Genomic DNA, 12,663 nt, shown 5'->3' with positions numbered 1-12,663 from the left:
CGCACACTTAACACCGCTCCGCAGGTGCACCGAATATATTTGTTAAAAAATGAAGTGACCGAAAAGCTTCATACCAATACCCAGAATGAAATACTGTTATTTTCTTTCACTTTGCTGCGCGCTCATTTTCAGTGGATGTACAAACGATTCCAATGAGAATGGTACAATTTACCTAGGAGGCCAGATCAATAATCCTGAAACAGACTTTGTAGTGATCTCAAAAGAGAACAAGATCATTGACACATTATTCCTGGATGCGAAGAATCAGTTTGGCAAGAACTATCCAGAACTGGAAGCTGGAATTTATACTTTTAACCACCCGCCTGAAAGCCAGATCATGTATATGGAGCCTGGCGATAGTGTTCTAATTTACCTGAATACACTTTCCTTCGATGAGTCTTTGAATTTTAGCGGCGCAGGTTCAGAAAAAAGTAATTTTCTGCTGGATATGTTCCTGAAAAATGAGCAAAATAATGACCTTATTCTTACTTATTATAAGATAGCACCTTCAGAATTTGCGCGAATCACAGATTCTATAAGACAACAACGAATCGATAAGCTGAATACTCTTTCTGAAGAAAGGGAATTTTCCGAAGATTTTCTAGAAATCGCTCACGCGAGTATAGATTATGAATATTTTGATCTAAGAGAACGATATACGTTTCTTATAAATAAATACCGTAAAGATTTCAGAGATCAGATTCCAGAAGATTTCAATAATTATCGCAACGAAATTGACTTTAATAATCGTGAATTACAGGATTATTACGTGTACACAAATTTTATTGATGATTACCTGAGATCTAAAGCGATCGAATACTGTACCAGAACGCATAACGAGCACAAGGATTGTTATAATATCAATTCCTATAAGAATATTGAAAGAAGAATAGTTTTAATTGATTCTCTGTCTAACATAGAGTCTCTGAAAAACGAATTTCTGGACAGACTGGCTACTCTTGCAATAGTAAATTCTGAAAGAGCTAGTAGAATTGACTCTCTCCTACAATTGCTTCAGGATATCGATTATACCCATATTGAAGATGCAAGAAACCTGGCTGAAATCCAAAAAGTATATTTGAATGGACAGTCGCTGGCAGATCTCTGGGCTATGAATACAGCTGGGAAAGAATTGAAATATGGAGAAATCATTAATAGGCCAACAGTTACTTATGCCTGGTCACTTTACGCACCTGCACATCACCGCTGGCAACACAATATTATTAGTTCATTAAGAGAGAAATACCCACAAGTGGATTTTGTTGGGGTGAATGTGGACGTGAATGAACGGGAGGAATGGCTTAGAACGCTGGAGACTTTTGGCTACAACAAATCGTTTGAATATCAAATAGCACGTAGACAGATTCCTAAAGATTCCTATCGCAGGTATTTAAATAAATTGTTCTTTGTAAACAAGGATGCTATTATCGTTAAAGGCGATATTCAGTTTGGCAATTCCGATTTTGAGGAAGAATTAGAAAAATTCATTGCCCAATAAAAAAGGCCACCTCTCGGTAGCCTTTTACAATATTTAATCTAGTATTACTTATTTCCCTTATTATAATCTGCAAGGAATTTTTCAAGGCCAATGTCGGTTAAAGGATGCTTTAGTAAACCTTCAATAGAAGATATTGGTCCAGTCATTACATCTGCTCCAATTTTAGCACATTCCAGTACATGCATGGTGTGTCTTACTGAAGCTGCCAGGATCTGAGTTTCAAACCCGTAATTATCATATATAAGTCTGATATCTGCAATAAGATTCAAACCATCTGTTGAGATATCATCAAGTCGTCCAATAAATGGAGAAACATAAGTAGCTCCAGCTTTTGCAGCTAAAAGCGCCTGCCCTGCTGAAAATACTAGCGTACAATTTGTTTTAATTCCCTGGTCACTAAAGTATTTTAATGCTTTTACACCTTCTTTAATCATTGGAATCTTCACCACTATCTGGTCGTGTAGTTTTGCCAACTCCTCACCTTCCTTGATCATTCCATCAAGATCGGTTGAAATAACTTCTGCACTTACATCACCATCTACAAGCTCACAGATCTTTTTGTAATGCTCGATAATATTGTCCTTGCCGGTAATACCTTCCTTCGCCATTAGCGAAGGATTGGTTGTTACACCATCCAGCACACCTAAAGCCTGTGCTTCTTTGATTTGATCCAGATTCGCTGTATCAATAAAAAATTTCATAGTTGTATAGAATTAATTGTGTTGTTTAATTTTTAAGAGCTCCTCAAAATTACAATTTATAATGCTTCATGAGCATTTTCTCGTAAAGTTTGTCTGGCAGTAATGCCTTTAGCTTAATAGATACTTTCTGTAACATTTCTCCTACCCGATAGTGTACTTTTGGCTCTGGATCCTTAATGATCTTAAGGATAGCCTTTGCCAATAGTTCAGGATCCTGCCCTGCACTAACATGTTGATTCATAAGATCAAGTGTTTCACCATATACTTTCTTATAAGGTGAATTTGGCAAAACGGGGGCATGGTATCTTCCGGAAGCAATATTCGTAGCAAAATCTCCAGGCGCTACATTGGTCATTCGAATTCCAAACTGAGCAATTTCCATTCGGTAAGCCTCAGCAGTGATTTCCAGTGCACCCTTAGTTGCAGAGTATATTCCACGATATGGCAATCCCATATAGCCAGCAATACTGGTTACATTGATGATAAGACCAGATTTGCGATCACGCATATTAGGCAGTACATTTTTGATCATTCTAAGCGGACCGTAGTAATTGGTCTCAAAAGCCTTCTTGATCTCTTCTTCCGGAGTCTCTTCTAAAGGTCCGGTAATACCGACTCCTGCATTATTGATCAGAATATCCAGCCTTCCTTCTCTGGCGATAATATCTTCAACAGCCAGCTTAATAGTATCTTCCCTGGTTACATCTAACTGTAGAAATGTAAAGCTTTCACCTGCAGATTTCTGAGGCGAACGGGAAGTTCCATAAACTTTGAAATTGTGCCGACTAAGATAATTTGCGATTGACTTACCAATTCCTGAGGAAGCGCCGGTGATAAGTACGATTTTTTCTGAAGAATTCCCCTTTTTCATACCGCACAAATATGCAATAAATTTTAGGACTTTGTAGAAACAAAAAATGGCAAGCGACCCACATCACACCGCTACGACCGCCTACCCTTGCTGCGTTCCCGCCCTGAGGGATTCAGCAGGAGCTGGTTGTGTGGGACTTGCCGGTGCAAATATACAATCTTTGTAACTTTTCGCAAGCTTTTTTTATCCTGAATTGGTTAATTTAGCTCAGTATTCAAGCCTATTTTGATATGAAAAAATTTAACTTCCTGTTACTCTTTATTTTAAGCATATTTATTTTTTCCTGCGGAAGTAATAACGGAAATAAAAAATCTGATTTTTCTCTGAATATTTCTGAAAAGAAGAAGGAATTCAGCCAGAATGAAACTCTAAAAGCGAGTATTACAGGCAAGGAAAACAAAAGTTTTGATTCGGTCGCTTATTTTATAGGAACGAGGCGTCTTACATCTGGCAACACGTCAGATCTGTCAATTAAACTAAATTCAGTTTTACTGGGAAACCAGGATCTTATTGCTGTGGTTTATTATGATTCAACAAAAGATACTTTTCAGAAGCCGATAAAAATTATGAGCGCAAAAGCTCCAAAAGTTTATACCTACGAGATCGTTAATACGTATCCACACCAAACTGATGCATACACGCAGGGACTTGAATTTCATAATGATACTCTTTACGAAAGCGTTGGACAGTACGGAAAATCTAAATTGCGCAAAACCGAATTGGAAACTGGTGAAGTGTATAAAGAGATAAGCCTGGAAGATGAATATTTCGCTGAAGGAATTACAATTTTGGACGACCGTTTACTGTTATTAACCTGGAAGGAAGGTCAGGGATTTATCTATGATCCAAACACCTTCGAAAGACAAGGCACATTTGCGTACAATTCCAGTAAGGAAGGATGGGGTTTATGTAACAACGAGGAAAAAATATTCAAAAGTGACGGATCTGAGAAGATCTGGATCCTTGATCCGGAAACTCTGGCAGAAAAGAGTTTTATCCAGCCAACTACCAATACTGCTATTAAATCAAAATTTAATGAGCTGGAATGGGTGGATGGACTTATTTACGCAAACACTTATCAATTTCCTAGTGTTGCTATGATCAATCCTAAAAATGGAGCCATTGAAGGGATTATAAACTTTAAAGGACTTCAGGATAAACTGGGTAACAAAGATTCCTTAGATCCAAATAACGATGTGCTTAACGGGATCGCTTACAATGCTGCTACCGGAAAACTTTATGTAACCGGTAAAAAATGGGATACGTTGTTTGAAGTAAAAATCATGGAGAAATAATGTCTGAAAACTCCGAAGTATATCAAAAACATATCACTGTTTCAGAAGATGATCTGGACGATCAGCAGCATGTCAACAACGTGCGTTATGTTCAATGGATTCAGGATGTAGCACAAGAGCACTGGGAAACCAGAGCTTCCGAACAGCAGAAAGCAGGGCTAGCATGGGTTGTGGTTAGACATGAGATCGATTATAAGATGGAAGCTCTTCTCAATGATGAAATCCTGCTGGAAACAAGAATTATTGACACTACGCATGTAACCTCATTGAGGGAAGTAGTGATCAAAAATAATGATTCCGGAAAACTATTGGCCAAAGCCAAAACCACTTGGTGCCTGCTAGATCAAAAAACCAAGAAACCACAGCGTATTTCTGATGAGCTCAAGCAGATATTCCAGTAAACGCTGAGAAAAGGTTAATTTTCTTTTCATTTGACTTTATTCCTTCTTAAACTTTGTTTAATCTTTTCTATTTATAGATAAACATCTCTATATTGCTGAAAAATAATATCATGGAGATCGTCAAAATAATATTACAGGTAATCGTTGGACTTGGAATTCTCAATGTCTGGTTGCTTCGATTTAATAGTAAAACCAGTTACAGAGGTGGTAATGCCGGGAATATGAAGGAAGAATTTCAAGCTTATGGCTTGCCGGAGGTAATGGTATACATCGTAGGTTTTATTAAAGTTGCACTGGCCATTGCCCTACTTGCCGGAATCTGGCTGAAATACCTGGTGGATCCTGCTGCAATCGGACTCGCTTTAATGATGCTTGGTGCAATCATAATGCACCTTAAGATAAGCGATCCTTTCAGTAAAAATATACCCGCGATCATTGTTCTTCTCATGTGCATTGCTATATATTTTCTATAAAATTAAAAAAGCCATTCTCTCGAATGGCTTTTATTTGATCTGTATGTAAAAGGTCTTACATTTTAAATAATGGAAGATCTTTCATCATTGTATTTACTTCGCTTTTAACTTTAGCCAATTCTTCATCACTCTCAATATTAGTGATGACTCTATCGATAAACTCAACGATCTTTAGCATATCCTGCTCTACAAGACCCCGTGTGGTCACTGCCGGAGTTCCTATTCTAATTCCTGAAGTTACGAAAGGTGATTTGTCATCGAAAGGCACCATGTTCTTGTTCACGGTGATATCTGCTTTACTAAGCGCCTCTTCTGCTTCCTTACCACTTACACCTTTATTTCTAAGATCGATAAGCATCATATGATTATCTGTCCCTCCTGAAATTACCTGGTAGTCCTTATCCACGAAAGCTTTAGCCAGCTCTTTTGCATTTTTCTTTACTTGTACTGTATAATGAAGAAATTCATCTGTAAGAGCCTCTCCAAAAGCGATCGCTTTCGCAGCAATGATATGCTCTAAAGGTCCACCCTGGTTTCCTGGAAAGATCCCGGAATTCAGTAAAGCCGACATTTTCTTTAGATTTCCATTTTTAAGCTTCTCTCCAAAAGGATTGTCGAAATCTTTCCCCATCATGATAATACCTCCACGAGGCCCACGAAGGGTCTTATGCGTAGTAGAAGTCACAATATGACAATGTTCTATAGGATCTGAGATCAAACCTTTGGCGATTAATCCAGCCGGGTGCGCGATATCTGCAAGTAAAATTGCATCAACACTATTAGCTATTTCCCTGAATCTTTTATAATCAATTTCACGACTGTAAGCAGATGCTCCTGCAATGATCATTTTTGGTTTCTCCTTCTTTGCAATTTCAGCAACTGCGTCATAATCGATCAACCCGGTTTCCTTGTCAACCCCGTAAAATACAGGATCATATAATTTTCCGGAGAAGTTCACTGGAGAACCATGCGTTAAATGCCCACCATGTGAAAGATCAAAACCAAGAAACTTATCTCCGGGTTTTAGACAGGCATGGAAAACTGCAGTATTTGCTTGCGAACCAGAATGTGGTTGCACGTTGGCATATTCAGCATTGAACAATTCTTTTAATCTGTCGATAGCAAGTTGCTCTACCTGATCTACGATCTCACAGCCACCATAATATCTCTTTCCAGGATAGCCTTCTGCATACTTATTTGTAAGTACAGATCCTGCTGCTTCCAGCACGGCGTCGCTTACAAAATTTTCACTCGCAATTAGTTCCAAACCATTCAACTGGCGATCCTTTTCCTTCGCAATTAAATCAAATATCTGGGTGTCTTTTTGCATCACAAATTTTTAAGTTAAATATTCGGTAAAAGTAAGAAATACATTCGGTTAATTACAGGAAAATAATATATTTGAGACAACTAGATTTTAACAAAAAACCAACATTTTTTATGTCAATTACCGCTAATGATCCAAATAGAAAAACCTGGTTGGATATTCCTGGCGATACCGATTTCCCTATTCAAAATATTCCGTTTGGAGTGTTCCTTACTCGTGATGATATCATCACCATTGGAACCAGAATTGGTGATTACGCTATAGACCTTGGTGCTCTGCATCAACTGGGATATTTTGAAGGTATACCGTTGACAGACGATATATTCCTGCAGGATACTCTAAACGATTTTATTTCTGACGGAAAGAAAACCTGGAGACTGGTTAGAAACCGAATTGCTGATATTTTCGACGCTGAGAATGCTAAGCTGAAGGATAACCAGGACCACAGAAATACTGTTTTATTCACACTGGATGAAATTGAAATGCAAATGCCTGTACAGGTAGGTGATTATACCGATTTCTATAGCTCTAAAGAACATGCGACCAATATTGGTACTATGTTCCGTGATCCAGACAACGCATTACTTCCAAACTGGTTGCATATTCCCGTTGGATACCATGGAAGAAGTTCTTCTATTATTCCTTCGGAAATTCCTGTACACAGACCACAGGGACAAACAAAACCAGCAGATTCAGACGAACCTGTTTTTGGACCCTCTCAACGAGTGGATTTCGAATTAGAAATGGCTTTTATCACAACAGATGCGAATCACCTTGGAGAACCAATTCCTGTTGATGAAGCTGAAGAATACATCTTCGGGATGGTCTTGTTCAACGACTGGAGTGCGAGAGACATCCAGAAGTGGGAATATGTTCCACTAGGACCGTTTTTGGCCAAGAACTTTGCTTCTTCCATATCGCCATGGATCGTTACTATGGATGCATTGGAGCCATTTAGGACGGCGAGCCCAGAACCTGAAAAAGAATTATTACCATATTTAAAATACTCCGGAGAAAAGAGTTTTGATATTAATCTTGAAGTTTCCCTGCAACCTGAAGGTGGCGAGGAAAATTCTTTATCAAAATCGAACTTCAAGTATTTATACTGGAATATGAGTCAGCAACTGGCGCATCATACAGTAAATGGATGCCCTGTGAATTCCGGTGATATGATGGCTTCTGGAACTATTTCTGGAGCTTCTGAAGATTCTTTCGGCTCTATGCTGGAACTTTCGTGGAGTGGTAGTAAACCTATCAAACTAAAGGACGGTTCAGAACGTAAATTCGTAGAAGATTACGATACAGTGATCATGCGAGGATATTGCCAGAACGAAACCTCCAGAATTGGATTTGGTGAAGTTCGCAGTAAACTATTACCTGTTTACGAACCAAAGAAAAAATAAGATAAAGTCTTATATCATAAGAAAAGCCCGAAGATAAATCTTCGGGCTTTTTATTTATAAAGTGAACTCGTTACTAAGCCAGTTCTTTTAATTTATCTACAGAAATTACCTGATGAGAAGAATGATGTACTACCTCCCTGTTCTTTATAACCACCATTTGCGGACTCTCATGTCTTACCGAAAATTTATCTGCGATTCCATTGGAAATATCCCGGTGAGCTTTTAAGTCAAGAAAATAAAGATCCACAGAGTCATTTAATTGCTGCTCATAGTCTGCTTCAAAGTTCTTTAAAACCATCTTGCTAATTCCACAAGTCGTAGAATGCTTGAAAATAGCAACAGTTTTATCTTCAGATAGTTTTTCTAACTCATCCAATTGAGAAATTTCAGTAAGAGCGTTCCAGGGCACATTGCTTTCTTTCTTTTCAGAAGTGCCTTTTTCTCCACCAAATACTTTATCGAATAATCCCATAATCTTCTTTTTTACAAAAGTAAATCTATCTAATTTTAATAAAATCAAATTCAGGTTAATTTTATTTAAGTGAAACTGCCTTTTTGTCGCTTATTATTGCACTTAAACTGCCTTAATGTCGGTTTTTGAATTTGGTATATTGATTGACTTACTCTGAAAAATATTTAAGATGAACTTCAATAATTTTACTATAAAATCACAAGAGGCTATCCAGCAAGCTCAACAGCTTGCTCAGGAAATGGGCCACCAACAGATAGAAAATGAGCACATTTTCAAAGCGATCACTATGGTCGACGAAAATGTGACTCCTTTTTTACTGAAAAAACTAAATATTAATATTTCTCTCTTCGGGCAGATACTGGATAAAAGCTTGGAGAGCTTTCCGAAAGTAAGTGGCGGAGACATCATGCTATCCAGGGATGCAGGAAAGACTGTGAATGAAGCTACCAGCATTGCTAAGAAAATGGAAGATGAATATGTCTCTATCGAGCATTTGATCCTGGGGATCTTTAAGTCTTCCAGTAAAGTTGCTCAAATGTTGAAAGACCAGGGAGCAACCGAGAAAGGATTGAAAGCTGCAATTGCTGAACTAAGACAGGGCGACAAAGTAACTTCTCAAAGTGCTGAAGAAACCTATCAATCTTTAGATAAGTACGCAAGAAACCTTAACAAATTTGCTGAAGAAGGAAAGCTGGATCCTGTTATTGGTCGCGACGAGGAAATTCGTAGAATTCTACAGATCCTATCTCGAAGAACAAAGAACAATCCAATGCTGGTTGGGGAACCTGGAACTGGAAAAACTGCCATAGCAGAAGGGCTGGCGCATAGAATTGTAGATGGAGATGTCCCAGAAAACCTTAAAAACAAACTCATTTACTCCCTTGATATGGGAGCTCTTATTGCGGGTGCAAAATATAAAGGTGAATTTGAGGAACGACTCAAAGCGGTTATCAAGGAAGTAACTTCCAGCGATGGTAATATTGTATTATTCATTGATGAAATACACACGCTTGTAGGTGCCGGTGGTGGCCAGGGCGCCATGGATGCTGCCAACATTCTTAAACCAGCTCTCGCTCGAGGTGAGTTAAGAGCAATTGGTGCTACTACCCTTGACGAATACCAGAAATACTTCGAGAAAGACAAAGCCCTGGAACGAAGATTTCAAAAGGTATATGTAGAAGAGCCAGACATCGAAAGTGCGATCTCCATATTACGTGGAATCAAGGAAAAATACGAAACACACCATAAAGTCCGAATTAAGGATGAAGCGATCATAGCTGCGGTGGAATTATCTCAGCGTTATATCACGAACAGATTCCTTCCAGATAAAGCGATCGACTTAATGGATGAAGCTGCTTCTAAATTACGTATGGAGATCAACTCCAAGCCGGAAGAACTTGATGTGCTGGACAGAAAGATCATGCAACTGGAGATCGAGATCGAAGCAATTAAGCGTGAGAAAGATGAAGTAAAACTCAAAACGCTGCGAGCAGATCTCGCGAATCTTAAAGAAGAAAGAAATGATCTTCACGCCAGATGGATGAGCGAGAAAGATGTAGTAGATAATATTCAAACACTAAAATCTGACATCGAAAACTTCAAGCTGGAAGCTGAAAAAGCTGAGCGCGAAGGTGATTACGGTAAAGTTGCTGAGATTCGCTACGGAAAGATCAAGGAGGCGCAAGAGAAACTCGAAAAACTACAACAGAACTTTGCCGAGAATCAAAGTGAAAAATCATTGATTCAGGAAGAAGTTACCAATGAAGATATTGCGGAAGTAGTTGCTAAGTGGACCGGGATTCCGGTGACTAAAATGCTTCAAAGCGATCGGGAGAAATTACTCAAATTAGAAGATGATCTGCACAAACGCGTGGTTGGACAGGATGAAGCAATTATCGCCGTTAGTGATGCAGTTCGCCGTAGTCGTGCCGGACTCCAGGATCAAAACAGGCCAATTGGATCATTCCTGTTCCTGGGAACAACCGGAGTTGGTAAAACAGAGCTAGCCAAGGCACTTGCTGAATATTTGTTCGACGATGAATCTGCGATGACCAGAATAGACATGAGCGAATACCAGGAAAGACATTCGGTTAGCAGATTAGTTGGGGCACCTCCCGGATATGTAGGATATGATGAAGGTGGCCAACTTACTGAAGCAGTGCGAAGAAAACCATATTCTGTAGTCCTACTAGATGAGATCGAAAAAGCTCATCCGGATACTTTCAACATTCTACTTCAGGTTCTGGACGAAGGTAGGCTAACAGATAACAAAGGTCGTGTTGCAGATTTCAAAAACACCATCATTGTGATGACTTCCAATATGGGAAGCCAGATCATTCAGGAGAGATTTGAGGCGATCAAGGATGTTGATGCGGCGATGGAATCTGCGAAGGTGGATGTGCTTGGACTGCTGAAGCAAACGGTTAGACCGGAATTCCTGAACAGGATCGATGATATCGTAATGTTTAGTCCACTTACCCGAAAAGACATCAGACAGATTGTAGGCTTGCAATTAAAAGGCGTTAAGAAAATGCTCGCAAAGCAGCAAATAGTTCTGGATGCTACAGATGAAGCACTTGATTATCTCGCTGCAAAAGGATTTGATCCGCAATTTGGTGCCAGACCCGTGAAAAGAGTAGTGCAACGAGAGGTGCTAAATAAGCTCTCCAAGGAAATCCTGTCCGGTAATATTAGCACAGACAGTATCATTCTTCTGGATGAATTCAATGAAGAACTGGTGTTTAGAAATCAGGAAGATCTTTCAGAAAATTAATCATAAAAAAAGGCGGTATTTCTACCGCCTTTTTTTCTTCAACTACTCAATCTACCACTTATCAATTTCATTCTTCAATTCTTCTTTCGACTTTCCAGTCTTTTCCTGCATACGACCTAACATCTCATCAAATTTTCCTTCAGCATGAGTAGTATCATCATCGGTTAGATCTCCATACTTTTGTTTGAATTGTCCTTTGATCTGTTTCCATTTTCCTTCTCTTTGATCTTCATTCATAACTATTGATTTTGGTTAATAGTTAAATGTATTCATAGCATAGGCCATAGCGTCCCAAGGAAGTCCTATTTTTGTCTTAAGGATTTGTTATTTTTGATTTCTTCAAAACTCACTATGAAACTTCGATTACTTTTTCTCTTTTCAATTCTAATTTTTAGTAGCTGTGCCGTCACTTCCAGAATAGAGGATGATCAGGTAAGTCTTAATTATCTGGATGAATTTGTAATAGATGAAAACCTGGAATTTGAAGACACAAAAATTGGTGGACTCTCGGGAATAGACTACGCAAACGGAAAATTTTACCTGATCAGCGATCAGGCATCCAATCCAAGAATTTACCAGGCAGATATCAATATAGCCGACTCTAGAATTGAAAATATCGAGATTACTGATCTTATAAAAATTAGAAGGCCTGAAGAATATTCGAAAGTAGTATTAGATCTTGAAGGCTTGCGCTATGATCCAAGAAATAACGGCTTTCTCATAGTTAGCGAAGGTTTGATCTCAGATGGACGAGATCCTGGAATTTACGAAACAAATGCTCAAGGGGAAATCCTAAGATCGTATAGTATTCCAGAACATTTTCAGTCTAATAACGGGCAAAAACCGCGTAACAACGGAGTATTTGAAGGCATCACTAAGAGTGTTGATGGATCTGGCGTTTGGGTTGCTACAGAACTACCGTTAGAAAAAGACTCTTCCAAACCAAAGATCTTTCCTACACGTTCCCACTCCAGGATTACCAAATTTAATACTGAAACTGGAAATCCGGTTTCGCAATTTGTCTATCCACTTGAAGGAATCGCGAAGCTACCCATTAATTATTTTGCCCTGAACGGAATCACGGAGATCCTTGAGTATGCTGAAGATCGATTTCTGGTGATGGAACGCTCCTACTCTGCTGGTTACGGTTCCCACGGGAACACGGTGAAGATATTTGATGTAGATGCAAGCAAAGCTACCAATACCCTAAATGAGAATTCGCTTCGAAAGGCTAAGTATCAAACGGCAAAAAAGAAGCTAATTTTCAATTTTAAATCTGTCGACGATCAGCTAACCGATGGGATCGTGGATAATATCGAAGGAATGTGTTTTGGACCGGAACTGGAAAACGGAAATCGCAGCTTGATCCTGGTGGCCGACAATAATTTCAATTCTTTCGTTAGGCAGTTAAATCAATTTATTCTCATGGAAATAAATATTTCAGAGTAA

At 38.8% G+C, this 12,663-nt stretch carries 12 protein-coding genes and 1 other RNA gene; 7 read left to right on the top strand and 6 right to left on the bottom strand.

Annotated features, from left to right (window positions below; genetic code table 11):
* The first annotated feature begins 85 nt into the window (after window positions 1-85).
* The gene (locus ABVM50_RS08495; RefSeq protein WP_405198173.1) at window positions 86-1,498 is read left to right on the top strand and encodes a hypothetical protein; all 1,413 of its coding nucleotides are present in this window, start codon (window positions 86-88) and stop codon (window positions 1,496-1,498) included.
* A 44-nt stretch (window positions 1,499-1,542) separates the two neighbouring features.
* On the opposite strand, the gene fsa is transcribed toward ABVM50_RS08495, so the two are convergent.
* The 3 genes from fsa to ffs form a co-directional block, all read right to left on the bottom strand.
* The gene (gene fsa, locus ABVM50_RS08490; protein WP_322302255.1) at window positions 1,543-2,199 is read right to left on the bottom strand and encodes a fructose-6-phosphate aldolase; all 657 of its coding nucleotides are present in this window, start codon (window positions 2,197-2,199) and stop codon (window positions 1,543-1,545) included.
* Window positions 2,200-2,248: 49 nt separating this feature from the next.
* The gene (locus ABVM50_RS08485; RefSeq protein WP_405198172.1) at window positions 2,249-3,070 is read right to left on the bottom strand and encodes an SDR family oxidoreductase; all 822 of its coding nucleotides are present in this window, start codon (window positions 3,068-3,070) and stop codon (window positions 2,249-2,251) included.
* Window positions 3,071-3,114: 44 nt separating this feature from the next.
* Window positions 3,115-3,213: signal recognition particle sRNA small type (gene ffs / locus ABVM50_RS08480), an RNA gene on the bottom strand.
* A gap of 87 nt (window positions 3,214-3,300) precedes the next feature.
* Here ffs and ABVM50_RS08475 point away from each other — a divergent pair.
* The 3 genes from ABVM50_RS08475 (at window position 3,301) to ABVM50_RS08465 (ending at window position 5,239) form a co-directional block, all read left to right on the top strand.
* Window positions 3,301-4,365, top strand: coding sequence for a glutaminyl-peptide cyclotransferase (locus ABVM50_RS08475; RefSeq protein WP_405198171.1), 1,065 nt, complete (start codon window positions 3,301-3,303; stop codon window positions 4,363-4,365).
* Entirely contained in the window at window positions 4,365-4,766 is a 402-nt protein-coding gene (locus tag ABVM50_RS08470) for an acyl-CoA thioesterase (protein ID WP_405198170.1), read from the top strand. Before ABVM50_RS08475 ends, ABVM50_RS08470 begins: the two co-directional genes overlap by 1 nt.
* Window positions 4,767-4,876: 110 nt before the next feature.
* On the top strand, window positions 4,877-5,239 hold the full coding sequence (locus ABVM50_RS08465) for a DoxX family protein (protein ID WP_405198169.1): 363 nt from the start codon (window positions 4,877-4,879) through the stop codon (window positions 5,237-5,239).
* Between the two features lie 55 nt (window positions 5,240-5,294).
* On the opposite strand, the gene glyA is transcribed toward ABVM50_RS08465, so the two are convergent.
* Complete coding sequence (gene glyA, locus ABVM50_RS08460) at window positions 5,295-6,569, bottom strand: serine hydroxymethyltransferase (RefSeq protein ID WP_405198168.1); 1,275 nt, start codon at window positions 6,567-6,569, stop codon at window positions 5,295-5,297.
* Window positions 6,570-6,679: 110 nt separating this feature from the next.
* Between glyA and fahA the strand changes: the two genes are divergently transcribed.
* A complete protein-coding gene (fahA, locus tag ABVM50_RS08455) occupies window positions 6,680-7,969 on the top strand; it encodes a fumarylacetoacetase (RefSeq protein WP_405198167.1) in 1,290 nt (429 codons plus the stop codon).
* A gap of 73 nt (window positions 7,970-8,042) precedes the next feature.
* Here the strand turns inward: fahA and ytxJ are convergent, their stop codons facing one another.
* Entirely contained in the window at window positions 8,043-8,441 is a 399-nt protein-coding gene (ytxJ, locus tag ABVM50_RS08450) for a bacillithiol system redox-active protein YtxJ (protein WP_405198166.1), read from the bottom strand.
* 169 nt (window positions 8,442-8,610) lie between these two features.
* Here ytxJ and clpB point away from each other — a divergent pair, with 169 nt between their 5' ends.
* Window positions 8,611-11,214 carry an ATP-dependent chaperone ClpB gene (gene clpB, locus ABVM50_RS08445; protein ID WP_405198165.1) on the top strand — a complete coding sequence of 868 codons (2,604 nt, stop codon included), beginning with the start codon at window positions 8,611-8,613 and terminating at the stop codon, window positions 11,212-11,214.
* A gap of 51 nt (window positions 11,215-11,265) precedes the next feature.
* On the opposite strand, the gene ABVM50_RS08440 is transcribed toward clpB, so the two are convergent.
* On the bottom strand, window positions 11,266-11,451 hold the full coding sequence (locus tag ABVM50_RS08440; protein ID WP_141877186.1) for a CsbD family protein: 186 nt from the start codon (window positions 11,449-11,451) through the stop codon (window positions 11,266-11,268).
* Window positions 11,452-11,565: 114 nt separating this feature from the next.
* On the opposite strand from ABVM50_RS08440, the gene ABVM50_RS08435 reads away from it, so the two are divergent.
* A complete protein-coding gene (locus tag ABVM50_RS08435; protein ID WP_405198164.1) occupies window positions 11,566-12,663 on the top strand; it encodes an esterase-like activity of phytase family protein in 1,098 nt (365 codons plus the stop codon).

This window comes from Christiangramia sp. LLG6405-1 (assembly GCF_045055805.1).
Taxonomy (GTDB): domain Bacteria; phylum Bacteroidota; class Bacteroidia; order Flavobacteriales; family Flavobacteriaceae; genus Christiangramia.
The sequence above is the reverse complement of the archived record's forward strand: the minus strand, read 5'-3'. Positions and strand labels throughout refer to the sequence as shown.

Coding starts and splice junctions, on each gene's coding strand:
- clpB (WP_405198165.1), top strand. CDS start 8,611: ATGAACTTCAATAATTTTACTATAAAATCACAAGAGGCTATCCAGCAA.
- ABVM50_RS08485 (WP_405198172.1), bottom strand. CDS start 3,070: ATGAAAAAGGGGAATTCTTCAGAAAAAATCGTACTTATCACCGGCGCT.
- ABVM50_RS08470 (WP_405198170.1), top strand. CDS start 4,365: ATGTCTGAAAACTCCGAAGTATATCAAAAACATATCACTGTTTCAGAA.
- ytxJ (WP_405198166.1), bottom strand. CDS start 8,441: ATGGGATTATTCGATAAAGTATTTGGTGGAGAAAAAGGCACTTCTGAA.
- ABVM50_RS08440 (WP_141877186.1), bottom strand. CDS start 11,451: ATGAATGAAGATCAAAGAGAAGGAAAATGGAAACAGATCAAAGGACAA.
- ABVM50_RS08495 (WP_405198173.1), top strand. CDS start 86: ATGAAATACTGTTATTTTCTTTCACTTTGCTGCGCGCTCATTTTCAGT.
- fsa (WP_322302255.1), bottom strand. CDS start 2,199: ATGAAATTTTTTATTGATACAGCGAATCTGGATCAAATCAAAGAAGCA.
- fahA (WP_405198167.1), top strand. CDS start 6,680: ATGTCAATTACCGCTAATGATCCAAATAGAAAAACCTGGTTGGATATT.
- ABVM50_RS08465 (WP_405198169.1), top strand. CDS start 4,877: ATGGAGATCGTCAAAATAATATTACAGGTAATCGTTGGACTTGGAATT.
- ABVM50_RS08475 (WP_405198171.1), top strand. CDS start 3,301: ATGAAAAAATTTAACTTCCTGTTACTCTTTATTTTAAGCATATTTATT.
- ABVM50_RS08435 (WP_405198164.1), top strand. CDS start 11,566: ATGAAACTTCGATTACTTTTTCTCTTTTCAATTCTAATTTTTAGTAGC.
- glyA (WP_405198168.1), bottom strand. CDS start 6,569: ATGCAAAAAGACACCCAGATATTTGATTTAATTGCGAAGGAAAAGGAT.